Genomic DNA, 19,041 nt, shown 5'->3' on the forward strand with positions numbered 1-19,041 from the left:
CAACTAAATTGTAGCAGGCACTTATATTTTATAACAAAATCATTTATTTATATTTAATGGAATAATTATGAGGGTGATAAGATAATAAATTTTCATAAGGAGATTAGACTATGGTAAAAAACAAATTACTAAGAATGGACAATGTCGGTATCGTTGTAGAATCCCTTGATGACGCAATCACTTTCTTCGAGGAGATTGGCTTGAATCTCGAAGGGCGAGCCACTGTTGAAGGTGAATGGGCTGGTCGCGTAACCGGATTGGGTTCTCAGTGCGTAGAAATTGCTATGATGGTTACCCCAGATGGCCACAGCAGACTTGAACTTTCTCGATTTCTCACCCCACCTACTATTTCAGATCACCGAATTGCTCCTGTAAACGCCCTCGGTTATCTACGCGTCATGTTCACCGTTGAAGACATTGACGAAATGGTAGCCAGACTTACTAAGTATGGTGCTCAGCTCGTTGGCGAAGTGGTTCAGTACGAGGAATCGTATCGCCTTTGCTACATTCGTGGAATTGAAGGACTTCTAATCGGTTTGGCGGAACAACTCGGTAATAAATAAGTAAGGTGACTATGTAGGTGTTTTAGATTATGGTCAAGAATTTGAAACGACTTTTACATGGGATAACTTGGATGTTGTAAAAGTGATTACATTTGATGGGAAGTACTTCTTCTCAACAGATCTATCTCTGTTATCAATCAAGCGGAGCACATGGCAGAAGAAATTATTGAATTAGTACAAAAATAATAAAGTGAAACTTCAATCAGTGGGGGTTTCCCATTCTCCACTGATTGGTAGTTTTCACTTATCAGGCTTATACGACCAGATGATTTCCCACCTATCCTTATCGTTTTCTCAATTCTTGAGATGGGCGTCTATACTTGCCATTTCGCTTTTGTCATGTAGTAAGGTGGGAACGGCTATGAAGTATAAGACCCACAATCTATTATAGGAAAAGCCCAAGTCAGGCTAAGAAAGATTAAGCATGTATATGATTCTGTCAGGTTAATGTATTCTATTCGTGTACTGTCGTACAAGTCCCTCCCTTCAGATTTACAATAGAATTCGGAATCGGAATCTTGTCATCAAATTGCATGAGAAGCCCCAATCATGATTACAAATCCTTATAAAGAGGCCAGCACGTCCAATATTTGCGAAGGCTCCAGTCTCCGTTTATAGTCAGCTTCGATATAGGCTAGGCGAATGATGTTCGAGCGATCGATGACAAAAGTTGTTGGAAGTGGAAGCGTCCAAGAGGAATCGCCATTATAATCGTCAAGCGAAATACCAAGGGACTGATAAACGTTGCGTATTGATTCGGAAAGCTCGAATACGATGTTGTATCGGGATGCAACTTCGTTACCAGTATCGCTTAAAACTGGAAAGGTGATACTGTTATTCGTTTGCATAGTAGTTGAATAGTCTGGGGATTGCGGACTTATCGCAAGTATCCGAGCTCCTGACGCTTCAAATAGTTCTGATGCTTGCTGATAAGCGCGTAGAGTAATATTGCAAAACGGACACCAAACTCCGCGATAGAACAATAGGATAACAGGGCCGTGTGCCGTATAATCATACAAGGTAACGTTTGTACCGTCCTGATCTTTCAGCGAAAAATCGGGAGCTTTTGTTCCAACCTTCAGGCCAGTGGCGAGACCTGATGCTCTCAATTGAATGATCGATTGTTCAAACATCGTTACCGTTTCTGGAGTGAGCATCTTTTCCATCTGTTTAGTGGCGTTATCCAAATCAAAGTGCAAGGGTGAAAGAGGTAAATTTTTCATCGAGATCTCTCCATTTCGTCATATTATTTAACTCTTCTCCATAATACGGGGTAGACGAAATGAAAAGATGTAATTTAGTTTACAAGTTACTATCATTTGAGCAAACTGACGTGAGAATGGTACGGCAAACAGCCACTGTACGGAATCCTGTACGTATTATACCGGTCTCCGAAAGTTCTTTTAGAGCCATGGACACGGCTTCTCTTGAAGCTCCAACCAAGTGAGCAATCTCCTGATGGGAAATGAGCATGTCGATTCGACAGTAATCGTTACCTTCATCCCAAACTCCGAACCGATCAGAAAGTTCCACCAGAACATGAATGATTTTATCATGCAATTTTCCAATGGCTAGATTTTGGACAAGGCTGCTCATGTATGATAACCGTTCACTCATGGCTTTAATCATATTCATCATGAATCGTGGACATCGAATGAGGTAGCTCTCGAACCGCTCTTTGTCCATTACACAAATGTCACTTTCTTCGATTGTTTCAATAAACAGTTCCCGTGTACCCAATGAAATATCACCTATCTCACCAAAAATGTTCCCCTCGCTCAAGATATCCAAAGTGAACTGCTTCCCCTCATTATTTAGTTGATAGAGACGCACTTTTCCCTTCTTCACAAAGTACAGCTCTTCAGTGAACGTTTCAGGTGTTTGAATGAACGTATGTTTTGAAAAAGTTGTGATTGAAGTCAATTCGTCCATTGTGATCAAATCTTCCATGGAAAGTGAACGCAGCAGGTTAAACTGAGACAAATATTGAATGCGATCCATCAATCGTTCCTCCCTTCCTCCCTTTTATATTCCTATATTTGGTTTTATCTTTTGGTAGCAGCTTTTCGAGCAGAGACTCAAATCTCGTATCACATATATTCATAATACAACTTCTTATAAAAGAACCCATATTACAATATCAAATCAGGAGTAGACCCTGTTCTGTTGCACGTTCCACGAAAAACAACTTTTTGAGGATAAATCAGGATCACTTTCTAAACACAGTAGTGGTCCTTTTTTGTTTCGATTGAAATGATAAGCGAGGGAGTGTTCCAGTACCTACAACTGAATGGTAAGTTATAAACGTGAAGCAAGAAATATAATGTTTCAAAGCAACGCAAGTTACGAATAGAATTAACATGGTGACTTTCAATTATCAGATGTCAATAGGTTGCTTTTCTAACTGATTTAAAGTCATAGTCCTTGAATCCTTTTATTATGAAAATATTTGGGGAAAAGTAAGGTCCCTCTGAATTTCCCCTTAATAAAAATTGGCGGAACGTGTGAAATGGATAATGCCATGTTTTATGTCTCTGTTTGTATATTTCTGTCAAAAGAAATATATTAAAGCTATGGAGGTGCCATGAATGGATTATATAACAACAAAAGAAACTGCGAACAATTGGGGAATTACAGACAGAATGGTAGTGTATCATTGCTCCGCTGGGCGGATTGAGGGAGCTAAAAAAATGGGAAATACATGGCTTGTTCCGATTGACGCTGAAAAACTGGCTGACAGAAGATATAGGAGCAGTAAAGTAAAGGATGGTGAAAATAAATGAAACGGATATTTTTGGTCGAGGACGATAAGGCAATCGCTAAAAACCTTATACTTTTGCTTCGCTCGGAGGGATTTACAGTTATTCACGCCTCTACGCGGAGTGAGGCCCTTGCTACGCTTTCTAGGAATAAATTTGACTTGGCGTTAATTGATATTTCTTTGCCCGATGGAAATGGCTTTACGGTTTGCACGGAAGTCAAAGAAAGCCATGATGTTCCTGTTATCTTTCTGACGGCTTCTGGCGATGAGGCGAGTGTTGTTACCGGGCTGAACATGGGTGCGGACGACTATATCACCAAGCCTTTTCGTCCGCGTGAATTGATTGCGCGAATTGGAACCGCCTTGCGAAAAAGCGGACGTTCTGGGTCGGATTTTGAAATTCGCGAGCTTCATGTCGATACAGCAAGCGGCATTGTGAAAAAAAATGGCAACGAGGTTTTTCTTTCAGCATTAGAATACCGCTTGTTACTGGTGTTTATTAACAACCCAAAAATTATTATTACGAGGGGCAGGCTACTTGACGAATTGTGGGATGCGGCAGGCGAGTTTGTCAATGACAATACACTGACCGTGTACATCAAACGCTTGCGGGAGAAGATAGAGAACGACCCATCAAGCCCACAAATAATTCTGACTGTTCGCGGGACGGGGTATAGATTGGGGCGCGAATATGCTTCGAAATAGAGAGTTTCGACAGTTTGTCATTTTGTTCTCCTTAATCGCTATCGCCTTAGTAATGGTGGGATTTGCAATCAATGCGGCAGCGGGAATCCTTGCCATTGCTTCTGCCGCCACCTTTGGTACAGCGTTTTTTGCGTTTACCAAAGCCCGATATAAAAGCATTGCGCGGATTTCAAATCAAATCGACCTAGTGCTTCATAATGCTGACCATCTGTATATTGGTGAATCGGACGAGGGCGAACTTTCCATTCTGCATAGCGAGATAACAAAAATGACGTTGCGTATTCGAGAGCAAAACGACGCGCTGAAAAAAGAAAAAGAACATCTTGCCGATTCGCTTGCCGACATAGCCCACCAACTCCGAACCCCGCTCACATCTGCAAACCTCATTCTGTCATTACTAGCGAATAACCCTGATGAAAACGAACGGAAAGCATTTATACGAGAAACAGAGGAATTGCTTGTTCGGATGGATTGGCTAATTACTTCTCTATTGAAATTATCTCGCTTGGACGCGGGCATAGTGGTGTTCCAAATTGAGCAGATAGATGTCAACAACTTGATATGTGCTGCGCTTCGCCCGTTTCTAATCTCAATGGAACTGCACGATATTGATTTGCAAATTGACGCGCCGAAAGGGGTAATTATTCAGGGCGATTCTGGTTGGCTTTCGGAAGCAATTCAAAATATCCTCAAAAATTGCATGGAAAGCGCAGGCGAGAACGGGAAGATTGAGATTGTCTGCATGGACAACCCACTGTTTACCCAGATTACTATCCACGACAGTGGCACAGGTTTTGAAAAAGAAGATCTACCCTACCTGTTTGATAGGTATTATCGTGGGATAAACCCAAACGCTACAGGATACGGGATTGGATTGGCTCTCTGCAAGATGATTATAACACGGCAGGGAGGGACGATTACCGCAAAAAATCACCCGCAGGGCGGTGCGATATTTGCCATTCGTTTTCCAAAGTGACGAATCTCTCATCTGAAAGTCACAGAGATGTAAGTTGAAGGTTCTATTATATGGGTAAACCATGTGAAAGGAGACTCACATAATGGAGTTCTTAAAAATTGAAAATCTATCCAAGGTCTACGGTAAGGGTGAAAACCAAGTTGTCGCGCTTGACCATGTTTCGCTTACAATCCAAAAGGGGGAGTTTACCGCAATCATCGGCTCCTCCGGCTCCGGTAAATCCACATTGCTTCACATCATTGGGGGCGTGGACGTCCCGACAAGCGGAAAAGTATATTTGAACGGGCAGGATGTATATGCCCAAAGCAATGAGAAGCTCGCTATTTTCCGCAGGCGGCAGGTCGGACTGATTTACCAGTTTCACAACCTCATTCCCACTCTAAATGTGGTGGAAAATATCACCTTGCCTATCCTGATGGATAAGCGGCAAGTCAACGAGGAACGGCTGAATGACCTGCTCGAAATGCTTGGGTTACAAGACCGCAAGACGCATTTACCCAATCAGCTTTCAGGCGGTCAGCAACAGCGCGTCTCCATAGGACGCGCTTTGATGAACGCCCCGGCTGTTATGCTTGCCGACGAACCCACGGGCAGTTTGGACAGCCGGAATGGGCATGAAATCATCAAATTGCTGAAAGAAAGCAATAAAAAATATGGGCAGACCCTGCTCCTTGTCACGCATGACGAAAATATCGCCTTGCAAGCAGACCGCATTATCGGTATATCAGATGGCAATATAGTGCGAGACGAGAGGGTGCGGTCATGAACATTTTCAATAAAGTTACCCTGCAAAGCATGAAAAAAAGCCGTACTCGAACGATTGTCACGATTATCGGAGTTGTTCTGTCCGCCGCCATGATCACAGCCGTAACTACCTTTGGCGTTTCCCTGCTGAATTATATGACAAACGGCGCAATCCAGAAATACGGCAATTGGCACGTTGAGTTTTTGGATGTCCCTTCTTCCTTCGTACAGGAACGAACCCACGACGAGGAAGTCGCTGACACCGCGGCATTTGAAAATATCGGTTACGCAACGCTTGACGGCGGTAAAAACCCCAACAAACCGTACCTCTTTATAGCCGGATTTAGCAAGGAAACTTTTAGTACTTTGTCCATCAACCTGATGTCCGGTAGGCTGCCTGAAAACAGCGGGGAGATTCTTGTTTCGGGGAGCGTCGCAGTAAACGGTGGCGTTAAATTCTCAGAGGGAGACACGCTTTCACTTGCTGTTGGAAGTCGCATGGACGGAAATAAAAATCTCGGTCAACACATCCCTTACATTTCCGGGAAAGAAACTTTTGTGCCAGAAGTCGAGAGAACTTATACGGTTGTCGGTATCTACCAAAGACCAGGCTTTGAGGAATCTTCCGCACCGGGATACACCTTGATAACCAAAGCGGATGTACAAGACAAAGTGGACAACTTCAGTCTATTTGTCAAGCTGAAAAATCCGCGCCAGCTCCACGCTTACGCAAGCAGCAAAGCCGGAAGCGAAACTTACGTCTTTAACGATAATGTGCTGCGCTTCATGGGTCTTTCGGACGATAATTTGTTCAACACGCTTCTATACGCGGTGGGCGGCATTGTGGTCGTCATCATCATGATAGGCTCGATTTTTCTGATTTATAACGCATTCACCATCTCGCTGAACGAACGCACACGCCAGTTCGGGATTCTCTCGTCAGTGGGAGCCACAGCAAGGCAGCTGCGAAATTCGGTGCTGTTTGAGGGGCTTTGTATCGGTGCGATCGGTATACCGATTGGCGTTATCGTCGGTATAGGCAGCATTTGGCTTGTGATTTCCGTTGTCGCCAAGAATTTTGGGAACATTCTCTATACCAACGTCCCTTTTACCATGACGGTGTCAGTCTCCGCAATTGTCGTTGCGGCGGCGGTCAGCATGGTTACGATTCTGATTTCGGCTTATATTCCGGCGCGAAAGGCTGCAAGCACTCCCGTTATGGAAAGTATTCGCCAGACGAACGAGGTCAAAGTTGAATCCAAAGCCGTGAAAACTTCAAAGCTTGCGGAGCGTATTTACGGCTTGGAAGGTACTCTTGCACTAAAGAATTTTAAAAGAAACAAGAAACGCTATCGCAGCATTGTACTATCCCTTGTTTTAAGCGTTGTGTTGTTTGTATCGGCCAGTTCTTTTGTCACGAATATGAAACAGGTGTCGGAGCGGGCAGTGGAGTTTACTACCTATGACATCGGTTTTGCCGCGCAGGATATGGGAGATAACGAAATGTTGTCACTTTACGACAAACTAAAAACCGCTTACGGTGTTTACGAAAGCTCGTATCAAGCACTTTTGGTGTATTCATGCGCGGCCAAAGCAAGTGATCTTTCAGACGATTACTGGGAATACGCGAGTTCATATTCGCTGGACGGAACGGTTAATCTGCCAATGGACATCCAGCTTCTTGATGATAACGCCTATCTAAATATTATCAAAGACTTGGGCTTGCCAGTAGAGGAATATACTGGGCAAAATGCGAAAATGATCGCCGTTGCCAAAATGCAAGACCGCAGCAATCGGGTGAAAGAGGTTGACCAATTTAGTGATATGTTCACGGGTTCTTCCATGAATTTTACCATCGCTCCCAAAACGAATGGCGAGCCGAAGACGGAACAGAGGCAAAACGTAAGCATTACGTTTGTCGAGACCGTGCCGCCTGACACACTCCCCATCATAGGAAACTCCGAGCAGAGGCCATACTTTTTTAGGGTGATGGCACCCTATTCACTCAAGGAGAAGCTTGAAACCTCCGATACCCATGTAGCTGTTAAGGGCATGACCTTTAGCTCAAAGAATCCCTCGCAGTCGGTGGCTGAAATGAAATCGATGATTCAAGGGGCGGAAGTTAAAGCAACGTACCACCTGTACAATAGCTATGACATGATGGATGAGAACCGCAATTACATCTTCATTGCCAACGTGTTCGCATATACTTTTATCATTATGATATCGCTGATTGCGGTTGCTAATGTGTTCAACACAATTTCCACAAATATCAAGCTGCGCCGCCGAGAGCTTGCCATGCTCCTTTCTGTGGGGATGTCTGAACGCGATTTCCAAAAAATGATGAATTTCGAGTGTGCCTTTTATGGCATGAGGGCGCTACTCTTCGGACTTCCCATAGCAGCAATCTCTTCTTGGTTGATTTACAAAGGAATGTTCGTCGGAGGGGCGGACAATATCGATTTTGTGTTCCCATGGGGCAGTCTGGCAATCAGCGTGTTCAGTGTGCTCTTTGTGGTGTTCATGACAATGCTGTATGCCATTAGCAAGATAAAAAGAGAAAATATTATTGACGCGCTTCGGGATGATATGACTTGATTCATAATCTTCCCAAAGGCCATTTGATTTTGTAATTGCAGAATCTGTCTTCTGCCCGACAGCAGGAAGAAAAAAACGTTGCTGGGCAGATACTTTTTTCCGAAACAGAAACATTTAAACAAAGGTTAACCGTCACCCGTGCGGAGAATATGTTTTTAGACAATTAAGTTTGTTACAATATAATAAGTCTTTTTAAAAATACAAAATATATGTGTAATGTACATCTGTTTGCTTATAAACGAAATAAGTGAACAGATTTTTGTTTTGAAACGATTATTGACATTTATCCAATTAAATCATTGCGTTTTTTCCATTGTTTCTCCTATTCGCACAAACTATAATAATGTTGTAAATGATAATCATTTTCAATTAAGAGTAAGAAAGGAAAGGGGCAACAAGTGTGAAGAAACATCGTGAAAAGCAAATTATACTATGGGTAGGGAGTTTCCTCCTATTGTTGATAATATCGGCATGCAGTACTTCTAATGCTAATAGCAACAAGTCTAATGAGCAGGAAGAGGAAAGTGAGAAAACAGTTCAATATACAACGATTACAGGTGAACAGGTTGAAATACCTGCAGATCCAAAACGAGTGGTTTATATTGGTCAGACAGTTGGTGATTTCTTGGTGATGGATATTCCAATTGTTGGTAATAATCTTCCCAAAGATTCTCCTAGTTACTATGAAGGCAAACTTGAAGGAATCGTTGATATTGGAAATCCTGCTGACTTAGAGACGATTCTGACTTTAAAACCTGATCTGATTATTAATGGCTATTACAAGGCGGATCCAAATCTTAACGAAGAATTGTCAAAAATCGCTACTACGATTCCCTTTAACCCTGCTCTTCCTTATACAGAACGAGTAAAAGAGATGGGGAATATCCTAGGTAAGCAGGAAGAAGTAGCTCAATTGCTTGCTAAGTTTGAAACAAAGTCTAAAGAAATGTTTGACAAGTTTCAATTAACAGAAGGAGAGACCGCAACAGTTTTCTATCAGCTAGGAAAGACGCTTTATGTTATGGGTGATCGTAGTCTAGGTGCTATTATTTATGGGAAAAATGGCTTTGCTGTCCCACCAGCAGTACAGAAGAATATTATTGATGTAGAAGGGGTATCTTTCCTAGAGGTTTCCGAAGAGGTGCTTCCTGAGTTTGCTGGTGATCATTTGTTTGTAATTGTACAAGAGGATAGTGAAAGTGAAGCAGAAGCTGATCGACTGCTTCAAAGCCCAATTTGGGGAACTTTGCCTGCAGTCAAAAAGGGAAATGTTTATGTTGTTCCTAATGAATGGAATACAGATAATTTATTAGCTTTGGAGCAATTGTATAAAAAGCTACCAGAATGGATGGACAAACAGTAAAAATTGTATTTGCCCAATCAATTTTTTAAACCGTTTGTATTCTAAAATAGCACATACTCGAACAATAGTTGATAGAGGATCATTATATGTTACAATAATGATAATGAGAATCATTTTCAAAATTTGGAGAGTTGCTTATGAATCTAGCACCCCTATATATTAGGCTACAACATTATGATCGATTTCAAGTTGATCAGATAATGTCAGCTAGTAGCCACAATAAGGGAATAAATGATAATGAAATAAATTTATGCACATTATTGATAGCACTTAGTCATGACATACGGCTGTATGTAGATAAAATGGCTATCGATCTACGACAAGGAAGCTGCATTCTAATTTTACCTGTACAAAGCTACACTGTAGAATCAAGTAACAAAGAGGCACAGCTTGCGCGTTTTACCTTTGAAACTTTTAAAATAGAAGGAATGACTTTAAACCGGGTTGTCCATCCACCATTGCTTTGTGGCTATCCCTATAATCTGTTATTTTCTCAAGTCAAGCAAGTATTAGGAAATGAAGCATGGATAAATAATCAATTTTGTTCCTCTCTATCCACATCAGAAATGGCGATGATGCAAGGTAGACTTCAGCTGATACTAGGGTTGATGGCTCAGTTAGATGAGCAAGCTGCCCAGTGGCAGAACAAAGAAAAGATAAAATTGGTTCAACAAACTGTACAGTACATAGAACAGCATTATGATGAGGACTTGTCAGTAGAACAACTGGCTAACATGGCTGGAATGGTCAGATGGCAATATAGTCAAAAGTTTAAGACATTGACTGGCAAAAAGTCGACTGATTATTTGACTCAATTACGTATAAACCAGGCAAAAGAACTTCTCCGTAATACCACCGATCCATTGAGCAAAATAGCTCGTCAGATTGGGTTTAAAGATGAATACTATTTCAGTCGGTGCTTTCATAAATTAACTGGAAATACCCCTCGCGAATATGCAAATATTCATCTTCATACTCCAGAAAGAACCGTTATCGATTCACTGGGCAGAAAGGTTCTTGTTCCTACAGGTGCAACACGTATTGTGACTGATGGTAAATTTACACTTGGGGAATTACTAGTTCTAGGCATCTCCCCTATAGGAGCGGCCATCTCTGTCATGAAAGATAACGTGATTTATCATAATAAGCTGCGAAATATTCAAAGTATCGGGCATTGGGCAGACCCAGATAAAATAGCACCTCTGCAGCCTGAATTCATATTGCTTAGCTACTATCCACAAGATTTGCAGGAACTGGATGCTCTTGCTCCAACTGTTGTACTGGACAAGAGGTTTAGATTGTTCGAGCGGTTACGGTATATTGCTAAACTATTTGAACGGAGTAGAGCGGCAGAGAAATGGATTACTACATATGAGGACAAAGTAAGATTGGTACGTAGGCAATTAGCCAATGCTTATGTTGCTGGGGAGACGGCTACTGTTTATCTCAAGTTAGGTGCAAAATATTATGTTATGTGTCAGACCGGGTTGGCTGCCAGCTTATATGAATCTCTTGGTTTTCGTCCCACTCCCAAAGTAATTCAGCTAATTCAGCAAGGGCAAGCATGGATAGAAATTCAGCAACATCAAATAAATCACTATGCTGGAGAGCGTAATTTTATCTTGGCTTCTCCCCAAGAATTGAAAAATATTACTCACTGTCCACAGATCGCCACTTTAGCCGAGTTAACTCCCAGTAAGACTCATTTCGTAGATTTTACATGGAATCATTGTGATCCTATCACACGTGAACGGTTGTTAGAGGTTCTACCGTCTATTTTTAAGAAGAGGACTATGTGATTACTTAGTAACTCATTATCAATTCAATTATGTGTCTTGAAAATTCAAACAAAACCCAAAAGTAATCATACAAAGAATAGTGATAAATTGGATATTAAGAAGCTACAAAGAGGTCATACAGCGGTGTACTACTCTGAACAATGTAACTTCGAGCTATAGAATCTTAAAATAGAAAACAGCAAATTTTAAAATTTACGCGACATACGTGATATTTTTTATAAATGTTGCCGACTTCCTTAGTTTTTGTATAAAAATAAGCCACGTATTTTGAACGAAGTTAGGTCAAAAATACGTGGCTTCACCTGTTTATAATAAAAATTGATTAATTTCGAATACAAATCTTCAACTAAATCACTTCTATTCATAATCTCGTTATTTCTTTTGTTAATCGAGCGCCTGTATTTAAATCATATTTTCCAAATTCATAAGCTTGTACCACTTCTATTATTTTAGAAGTATCCCCTATAAGTAAAATGTGATCTACAGTGTACTAGTTTATACATTTCCTACTTTTTTTGTGAATATTTAAATATAATCACTATACCGCTAAGAACAATAATTAATGAATAAATTAAGTAAAAGATATTTTTTTCAACACCTATTTTATTCATGAAATAAATATATATAAATACCCAGAAAAGGATTACTAACGTTCTCGTCTAAATCTACCTCCAATTATAAACTCATAAATATCAATCCAACCATTGTAAGGTTTAAAGCTTTACTATCTAAACATTCTGCAATTTTAGCCCCTACATTTGATAGAATACAATGAATTTTCATCTGCAAATTCTACAACACTCAACCGCTTTACCATTTTGCATAAGGCTCATTATCAAGGCTATTTATACTTTGGAATTATTAGTGGTTACTGAGTTTAATTATAGCAAAAAATTCAATTATTTATATTTTAGGTTTTTTTAGTTAATCCCAAAACAAAAATTTATTAATCAGAGTACAGTAACGTCTTGTAGATTGTAAAGATAATGTAAAATGAAAATAGTAAATGTTGCATTAAATAGTAAATTAGTAAATAATGACATAAAAAGAGGTAAAAGTGAACGAATGAAAGGAAAAGAAAAATAATGATTCGATATCAAGAAAAGGACTTTACATTATTTGAAAGTCAATTATACCAAACAACTTCAATTGTCATACATACAGATGATTGTATCGTAATTGTTGATCCTAATTTATTGCCTATAGAGGTAGAAGAAATCCGACAGTTCGTAAACGGAATAAAAGATAATCGTCCTATCTATCTTCTTTTTACACATTCCCATTGGGATCATATTATTGGATATGGTGTTTTTCCAGAAGCAACTGTTATTGCAAGAGATGTTTTTAAAGATAGAGAGGATAAGGAAAATATTTTACAACAGTTGAAAGACTTTGATGTAAAACATTATATCTCTCGAGACTATCCGATTATCTATCCGCATGTAGATATTGTGGTGTATAAAGAAGGGCAAGTATTAGAATTTGGCAATACTTCTTTAACATTTTATAAAGCTGATGGACACTGTGATGATGGTTTATTTATCGTCGTAGAACCTTTAGGATTATGGATTGCGGGTGATTATTTTTCTGACGTAGAGAATCCGTCTATTCATCTAAGTAACGAGGCATATGTGGAAACACTTGAAAAAACTGAGTCTATATTAGAAAATCACGATATCCATTTCCTTATCACTGGTCATGGTCAAATGGCAGACAGCAAAGAAGAAATATTAAAACGGAAACTAGAATCTTTAAATTATATTAAAGAAACGAAGACCCAATAATATTCAATTCTTGCTTCGACTACGAACCTATTTTTTATGGTTACGTTTGCAAGTAATTAATTTTATTTTCAATGATAATTTCCATAATACCTAATCATATGAAGCAACAGTACTAGAGGCAGCACCCACTACGGTTAGAAAGATTAACATCTTGAGACAGGGAACCCCATTACTAAGCTGCGATCCCACTGGTTAGCTCTTTTACCGTATAACCTCGTTCTAATAAAAATATAGCTACTTTAGCAGCTGTGTTATACCTGACACCAACAATCTAGCAGCTCTTGTTTTGGAAAAATATTTGCATCCTTAATCTATTTATATGTTTAGGACCGTTCTTATATTGATTTCAACATTAGTTCTAGATGGATTTAAATTTTTAATTAATTTTTATACCAAAAGCTACATATGATGTAGTAGCTAATAATTTATAAAATCCTGTGTTTATATGCAGGATTTTTTTCTATTTCACATTTGATAAAATTGACCCAAAAACTAAAATAATTTATAGAATTATTTCAGAACGTACAGCTAATCTCTCGTTATTTCGATCTAATTTTCAAGGTCATACAATATTGTAAACATTACCACATTAAGTATAAAATAGATGGGTTTTATATGGTATAATTTCAAATGTTGCTTTAGCAAATATGAATAAGGGAGAGAAAAGATATGATGAAAAAGATAATGAAACGAACGAGTGCTGCGTTGCTTGGCGCTTCATTAATGCTGACTGCGGTTATGCCAGCGGTTCATGCAGAGGAGCAATCACCACCCCTAGTACCTTTAATTAGTGATTGGGCTATTGAAACATTAAACGAGGGTGAAAAATACGGGATTTATCCAACTGATTGGTATTATAAGGGCTTCCTTCAAGAAATTCCGGTGGAGAAGGTAAATGAACTACTGGCATTAACAGAAAAGAAAATTGCCTCTTTGGGCTTAAAAGAAAATAAACAGTATAAGCCAGTCAGTGTGAAAAATGATAACACACGCGGTGATATTGTGAATCGCTTGTATAATATCGTGGCACGCTATGATTTACCTGTTGGCACAGATGCCGTTCAATTTATGAAAGAGCATAACATATTACAAGGCTCTAAAAGCGGATTACAGTTAGAGAAAAAGGCAACGACACAGCAGGCTGTTCTACTAGCTGTTCGATTTATTAAGAATACATATGAGCTTGCAGAGCAAGGATCGAAGGGAGTAGCCTGGGTAGTTGAGGATGAGGATACACGTGTATATTTACTGGGTTCCATTCATCTAGGTACACCAGATTTATATCCATTCAATAAAAAACTAATGACAGCGTTTGAAGAAGCGGACGCACTATTAGTAGAGGCAAATATTCTGGATACAAAAGGGCTTGAATACTATTCAGAAAAGGCAATGTATACAGATGGCTTAACACTGAAAGATGCTGTTGCGCCAGAAACTTATGCAAAGCTAGAGAAAGTTGCAGCGCTTTATGATCTCCCGATGGAAGAATTGGCATTACAAAAGCCTTGGATGCTTTCAAATACGTTATCATTGCTGGCTATGGATGATTCCTATGGTATGACGCCACAAGAAATGGCGATGCATGGTATTGATATATACTTTTTATTGAATGCACAGCTAAAACAAAAGCCAGTGATTGAATTAGAGGGTACTAAGGCACAAGTTGATATGTTTGACGGGTTATCACCAGAAGCACAGGAACAATCTTTAGTCGCTGTACTGGATAGCATACTCACGCCATCTGGAGAAAATCAGTCTGAATTCCTCGGAGAGTGGTTTACAAGCTGGAAGCAAGGGGAGGTTGAAAACTTCGCAAAAAGCTTCCGAGCGATGGAAGGAGAATCTTCAGAATACAACGAAATGCTATTTGGTTTACGTGATGAACAAATGGCAAAGAAAATCATGAACTTACTTAAAGAGAAAAAAGGTACGTACTTTGTTGTTGTTGGTTCAGGTCACTTTTTAATCGAGAAAAGCGTTCGCTATCATTTGGAGAAAAACGGATACGAAGTGAAGCCGTTTTATCAATAAACTCTAAAAGAGATACAGGCTGTGTAGTTCTATACTATTGCAGTTGATTCATCATATCTAACGAAAGTTGAATTTTACTATTGGTTGTTTCTTTACTGAATAATCGAATTTCGGCATCAGTTGCACGATTTGATGCCCCCATATACTATTCCCATCAGGGTGCAAGCCGTGATAACTGCAGCTATAGTTGGCCGAGTCGTCCGTGAAGAAGGATTTGTTTTATCGTTGAGTAAGAGAAAAACAGGTTCTTCTCCGGCGTATTAATGATTTTGGTGGTGGCTTAAGACATATCTCTTTCGTATTGCCTATAAAACCAATGCTCGACAGAAAATGGGTTTTGAAAAGTAAAAGGACAAATGCCTATCATGAAATTCTTTGTTGATTTATTGGTGATATGTTAATCTATTCAAAAGACAGATACGCTTCTTTAGTGGATTGATTGGGTTAAAGCTTTCATTTTAACTAAAAAGGTGGTTTCTGTCTTTTTATTTTGTTTGATGGTAATTATTTGAAGAGTATTTGCTCATTTAGAGCATATTAGTTAGCTTTATTATTGATAATTAAGGAGGACTAGGAATATGGAGGCAATAGTTTTATTCTCTGCATTATTTTTAATGCCTGTAATTGCATTTTTTTTTATGTTCCGCTTTTTAAAGCATTTCTCCAAACAAAACGAAGGAATAGCATTAACTTCATTTCTATTTGCTCTTATAATCTGGACTTTTAGTTCAAGTATCTTATTAGCAGGTGGAGGTTAGTAAGGGGCATGAGAAAAATTGAAGGGTAGCTCTTTTGAACCACCCTTCTCTTATATTTCCTATCAATAATCTTGATGCGTCCAATACCACTGCTTGCGGAGATTCATGCTTCAAATCAAATGCCCATCCTATACCATTTCCAGGTTTGTAGTCCCCATACCCTGTGTAATTATACGTTACTGTTTTTACTCTTGTTTATTTTCTTCTGTAAGGTTAAAAGGTGGATTCTGTCTTTTTATTAGATATTCGCTTTAGTGCCTGATTCTTCCAGTGTCTCTTCGTGTGGCAAACACACTTTTCAAATTAGTGCACATATAAACATAAAAAAAATCCAAACTAATGTTACGTCAAAATTTTAAGGAGGTTACCTTGGCTAATTCAAGACACTCGAAACCAGATGATAGATCCAATAACGTTGAACGAATTGGTGATATCATTAAGAACACTGAAGAAAAACTACATGAAGCGGAAATTAGTCTGGAATTTGCAGATCCTATGCAAAGTGAAATGATTAAAGAAAAGAATAAGCGACGTCAAAAGTCAATTGAAGGATTAAAAGAAGAAATGAAAGATGAAATGGCAGCGCGTAAAAAAGGGGAAGTGTAGAGAAGAACACTTAGCTACTAACTTCTCTCATCTTTCTAAAAGTGCCTCCAATAAAAGCAGATGGTTTAGAAGCTCTATAATGGGCCTCTATATTGCCATCTGCTTATTAACATTTAATTGGTAATTAAAGGGAGAGGGCAAAAAATAAAGTTTGACTGTTGAATCATCTTTTTATTTTATTGATATAATAATTATGCAAGGCTATTCTGAAAAGATTATATACTTTAACAGCTTTATGGTAAATATTATAGAAGAAAATCATGCTATCAATCCAAGTGCTCTAAAGGTTTTCCGTTACAAGGGTAATCTAATATTCAGGCTTTGCATAATCACTTTGATATAAAGAATAATTTATAAAAATGCAATGAATTGTTATGTCCAATAATAGGGTATATGTATATCTTGAGTTTAACTTCAAAATTGAATTTTTTGTTAATTTCTCTCTCTTTTTACCATTACCATGCAAATTGATGATATACTATATCACGATAATAGTTTATGGAGGCGGTATTATGTATTACAGTAATGGTAATTATGAGGCTTTTGCACGTCCTAAAAAACCTGTAGGTGTTGATGAGAAATCAGCGTATCTTGTTGGTTCAGGGCTAGCTTCACTGTCAGCCGCATGTTTTTTAATTCGTGATGGTCAAATGAAGGGAGAGAATATTCATATTCTCGAAGAACTAGATATCTCAGGTGGTAGTCTTGATGGTATTTTAAATCCGACAAGAGGCTTTATTATTCGCGGTGGTCGAGAAATGGAAGATCATTTTGAATGCCTATGGGATCTATTCCGTTCCATCCCATCTTTAGAAATAGAAAATGCTTCTGTTTTAGATGAATTTTATTGGTTAAATAAAGAGGATCCTAACTATTCAAAATGTAGATTAATTGAAAATAGGGGCCAAAGACTTGAGGATGATGGGAAGTTTACGCTATCTGATAAAGCATCTGAAGAAATGATTAAATTATTCTTTACGCCTGAAGAGAAATTAGAGGATGTAAAAATTACAGATGTTTTCTCTGAAGAGTTCTTTGAATCGAATTTCTGGCTCTATTGGTCTACGATGTTTGCTTTTGAAAAATGGCATTCTGCAATGGAAATGCGTCGTTATATTATGCGTTTCATTCATCATGTTGGGGGTCTACCTGATTTATCTGCTTTGAAATTTACAAAATATAATCAGTACGAATCTTTAGTACTTCCTATGATTAAATATTTGGAAAGCCATCATGTTGATTTCCAATTTAATACGGTTGTAGAGAATGTTTTAGTTGATAAAGTTGGCGATAAAAAAGTAGCCCATACTTTAGTATTAAAACAAAATGGTGTGAAAAAGAATATTGAGCTAACAGAAAATGAATTAGTATTTGTTACAAATGGTAGTATCACGGAGAGTACAACTTATGGTGACAATAATACGCCAGCTCCTGTAAGTACTGATTTAGGCGGAAGCTGGTCACTTTGGAAAAACATCGCTTCCCAAGATTCTGAATTTGGTCGACCAGAAAAATTCTGCGATAATCTTCCGGAAGAAAGTTGGTTTGTTTCAGCAACACTTACTACATTGGATGATCGAGTTGCTCCGTATATTGAAAAAATCAGTAAAAGAGATCCATATGCTGGTAAGGTAGTGACAGGTGGTATTGTAACGGCTACAGATTCTAACTGGATGCTAAGCTATACATTAAACCGACAACCTCATTTTAAAGATCAACCAAAAGATCAATTAGTAGTTTGGATTTATGGTTTACTATCTAATAAACCAGGTGATTTTATTAAAAAGAGTATCACTGAATGTTCTGGAAGTGAGATAGCGCAAGAATGGCTGTACCATATGGGTGTACCAGTAGATGAAATACCGGATTTAGCACAGAACTCTTGCAATACGATTCCTTGTTACATGCCTTATATAACATCTTACTTTATGCCTAGAGCACTGGGAGATCGCCCTTTAGTTGTTCCTAGTGGATCTGCTAACCTAGCCTTCATTGGGAACTTTAGTGAAACAGAAAGAGACACTGTATTTACAACAGAATATTCAGTAAGAACAGCGATGGAAGCTGTTTATCAATTATTAGATATTGATCGAGGCGTTCCTGAAGTATTTGCATCTACTTTTGACATTCGTACTTTATTATCTTCAACTGCTCGTTTACTGGATGGTAAAAAATTAACAGATGTAGATGCTCCATTTATCTTGAAACAAATAGGTAAATTTGGTATTCATAAAACGAAAGACACAATCATCTATGATTTACTGAAAGAAAGTAAATTGATTTAGAGATATGTACTAAAAAAGCTGATTCATAATTGAATCAGCTTTTTTACATAGTGTTGAAAAACTAAATG

15 protein-coding genes are annotated in these 19,041 nt (G+C 38.6%); 13 read left to right on the forward strand and 2 right to left on the reverse strand.

What is annotated here, in order from left to right:
• Positions 1-110: 110 nt before the first annotated feature.
• Positions 111-563: a VOC family protein gene (locus B2R82_RS08580; RefSeq protein ID WP_286924460.1), complete on the forward strand. Its 453-nt coding sequence runs from the start codon at positions 111-113 to the stop codon at positions 561-563.
• Between the two features lie 563 nt (positions 564-1,126).
• Here B2R82_RS08580 and B2R82_RS08585 read toward each other — a convergent pair.
• Positions 1,127-1,786 (reverse strand): peroxiredoxin-like family protein, encoded by a 660-nt coding sequence (locus tag B2R82_RS08585; protein WP_286924461.1) that lies wholly within the window; start codon positions 1,784-1,786, stop codon positions 1,127-1,129.
• A gap of 79 nt (positions 1,787-1,865) precedes the next feature.
• Positions 1,866-2,564: a Crp/Fnr family transcriptional regulator gene (locus B2R82_RS08590; protein ID WP_286924462.1), complete on the reverse strand. Its 699-nt coding sequence runs from the start codon at positions 2,562-2,564 to the stop codon at positions 1,866-1,868.
• A gap of 587 nt (positions 2,565-3,151) precedes the next feature.
• Here B2R82_RS08590 and B2R82_RS08595 point away from each other — a divergent pair.
• The 12 genes from B2R82_RS08595 (at position 3,152) to B2R82_RS08650 (ending at position 18,973) form a co-directional block, all read left to right on the forward strand.
• On the forward strand, positions 3,152-3,346 hold the full coding sequence (locus B2R82_RS08595; RefSeq protein WP_286924463.1) for a DNA-binding protein: 195 nt from the start codon (positions 3,152-3,154) through the stop codon (positions 3,344-3,346).
• A complete protein-coding gene (locus B2R82_RS08600; protein ID WP_286924464.1) occupies positions 3,343-4,029 on the forward strand; it encodes a response regulator transcription factor in 687 nt (228 codons plus the stop codon). Before B2R82_RS08595 ends, B2R82_RS08600 begins: the two co-directional genes overlap by 4 nt.
• Positions 4,016-5,005 carry a sensor histidine kinase gene (locus B2R82_RS08605; RefSeq protein WP_286924465.1) on the forward strand — a complete coding sequence of 330 codons (990 nt, stop codon included), beginning with the start codon at positions 4,016-4,018 and terminating at the stop codon, positions 5,003-5,005. Before B2R82_RS08600 ends, B2R82_RS08605 begins: the two co-directional genes overlap by 14 nt.
• 82 nt (positions 5,006-5,087) lie before the next feature.
• Positions 5,088-5,771: an ABC transporter ATP-binding protein gene (locus B2R82_RS08610; protein ID WP_286924466.1), complete on the forward strand. Its 684-nt coding sequence runs from the start codon at positions 5,088-5,090 to the stop codon at positions 5,769-5,771.
• Entirely contained in the window at positions 5,768-8,347 is a 2,580-nt protein-coding gene (locus tag B2R82_RS08615; RefSeq protein WP_286924467.1) for an ABC transporter permease, read from the forward strand. Before B2R82_RS08610 ends, B2R82_RS08615 begins: the two co-directional genes overlap by 4 nt.
• 400 nt (positions 8,348-8,747) lie before the next feature.
• Positions 8,748-9,710 carry an ABC transporter substrate-binding protein gene (locus tag B2R82_RS08620; protein ID WP_286924468.1) on the forward strand — a complete coding sequence of 321 codons (963 nt, stop codon included), beginning with the start codon at positions 8,748-8,750 and terminating at the stop codon, positions 9,708-9,710.
• A 137-nt stretch (positions 9,711-9,847) separates the two neighbouring features.
• Entirely contained in the window at positions 9,848-11,509 is a 1,662-nt protein-coding gene (locus B2R82_RS08625; protein ID WP_286924469.1) for a helix-turn-helix domain-containing protein, read from the forward strand.
• A gap of 1,085 nt (positions 11,510-12,594) precedes the next feature.
• Positions 12,595-13,293: an MBL fold metallo-hydrolase gene (locus B2R82_RS08630; protein WP_286924470.1), complete on the forward strand. Its 699-nt coding sequence runs from the start codon at positions 12,595-12,597 to the stop codon at positions 13,291-13,293.
• A 669-nt stretch (positions 13,294-13,962) separates the two neighbouring features.
• Positions 13,963-15,324 (forward strand): TraB/GumN family protein, encoded by a 1,362-nt coding sequence (locus B2R82_RS08635; protein ID WP_286924471.1) that lies wholly within the window; start codon positions 13,963-13,965, stop codon positions 15,322-15,324.
• Between the two features lie 578 nt (positions 15,325-15,902).
• On the forward strand, positions 15,903-16,082 hold the full coding sequence (locus B2R82_RS08640) for a TcpD family membrane protein (protein WP_283870015.1): 180 nt from the start codon (positions 15,903-15,905) through the stop codon (positions 16,080-16,082).
• A 369-nt stretch (positions 16,083-16,451) separates the two neighbouring features.
• Complete coding sequence (gene tlp / locus B2R82_RS08645; RefSeq protein WP_054771266.1) at positions 16,452-16,688, forward strand: small acid-soluble spore protein Tlp; 237 nt, start codon at positions 16,452-16,454, stop codon at positions 16,686-16,688.
• 512 nt (positions 16,689-17,200) lie between these two features.
• A complete protein-coding gene (locus tag B2R82_RS08650) occupies positions 17,201-18,973 on the forward strand; it encodes an oleate hydratase (protein ID WP_286924472.1) in 1,773 nt (590 codons plus the stop codon).
• The last annotated feature ends 68 nt before the right edge of the window (positions 18,974-19,041 follow it).

Origin of the sequence: Lysinibacillus sp. UBA6686 (assembly GCF_002455205.1) — a bacterium.
Lineage (GTDB): Bacteria > Bacillota > Bacilli > Bacillales_A > Planococcaceae > Lysinibacillus > Lysinibacillus pakistanensis.

Bases quoted from the DNA above. Each gene is read 5' to 3' on its own strand.
- B2R82_RS08590 (WP_286924462.1), bottom strand. From the start codon at position 2,564: ATGGATCGCATTCAATATTTGTCTCAGTTTAACCTGCTGCGTTCACTT.
- B2R82_RS08610 (WP_286924466.1), top strand. From the start codon at position 5,088: ATGGAGTTCTTAAAAATTGAAAATCTATCCAAGGTCTACGGTAAGGGT.
- B2R82_RS08625 (WP_286924469.1), top strand. From the start codon at position 9,848: ATGAATCTAGCACCCCTATATATTAGGCTACAACATTATGATCGATTT.
- B2R82_RS08585 (WP_286924461.1), bottom strand. From the start codon at position 1,786: ATGAAAAATTTACCTCTTTCACCCTTGCACTTTGATTTGGATAACGCC.
- B2R82_RS08580 (WP_286924460.1), top strand. From the start codon at position 111: ATGGTAAAAAACAAATTACTAAGAATGGACAATGTCGGTATCGTTGTA.
- B2R82_RS08650 (WP_286924472.1), top strand. From the start codon at position 17,201: ATGTATTACAGTAATGGTAATTATGAGGCTTTTGCACGTCCTAAAAAA.
- B2R82_RS08630 (WP_286924470.1), top strand. From the start codon at position 12,595: ATGATTCGATATCAAGAAAAGGACTTTACATTATTTGAAAGTCAATTA.
- B2R82_RS08615 (WP_286924467.1), top strand. From the start codon at position 5,768: ATGAACATTTTCAATAAAGTTACCCTGCAAAGCATGAAAAAAAGCCGT.
- B2R82_RS08640 (WP_283870015.1), top strand. From the start codon at position 15,903: ATGGAGGCAATAGTTTTATTCTCTGCATTATTTTTAATGCCTGTAATT.
- B2R82_RS08635 (WP_286924471.1), top strand. From the start codon at position 13,963: ATGATGAAAAAGATAATGAAACGAACGAGTGCTGCGTTGCTTGGCGCT.
- B2R82_RS08595 (WP_286924463.1), top strand. From the start codon at position 3,152: ATGGATTATATAACAACAAAAGAAACTGCGAACAATTGGGGAATTACA.
- B2R82_RS08600 (WP_286924464.1), top strand. From the start codon at position 3,343: ATGAAACGGATATTTTTGGTCGAGGACGATAAGGCAATCGCTAAAAAC.
- B2R82_RS08605 (WP_286924465.1), top strand. From the start codon at position 4,016: ATGCTTCGAAATAGAGAGTTTCGACAGTTTGTCATTTTGTTCTCCTTA.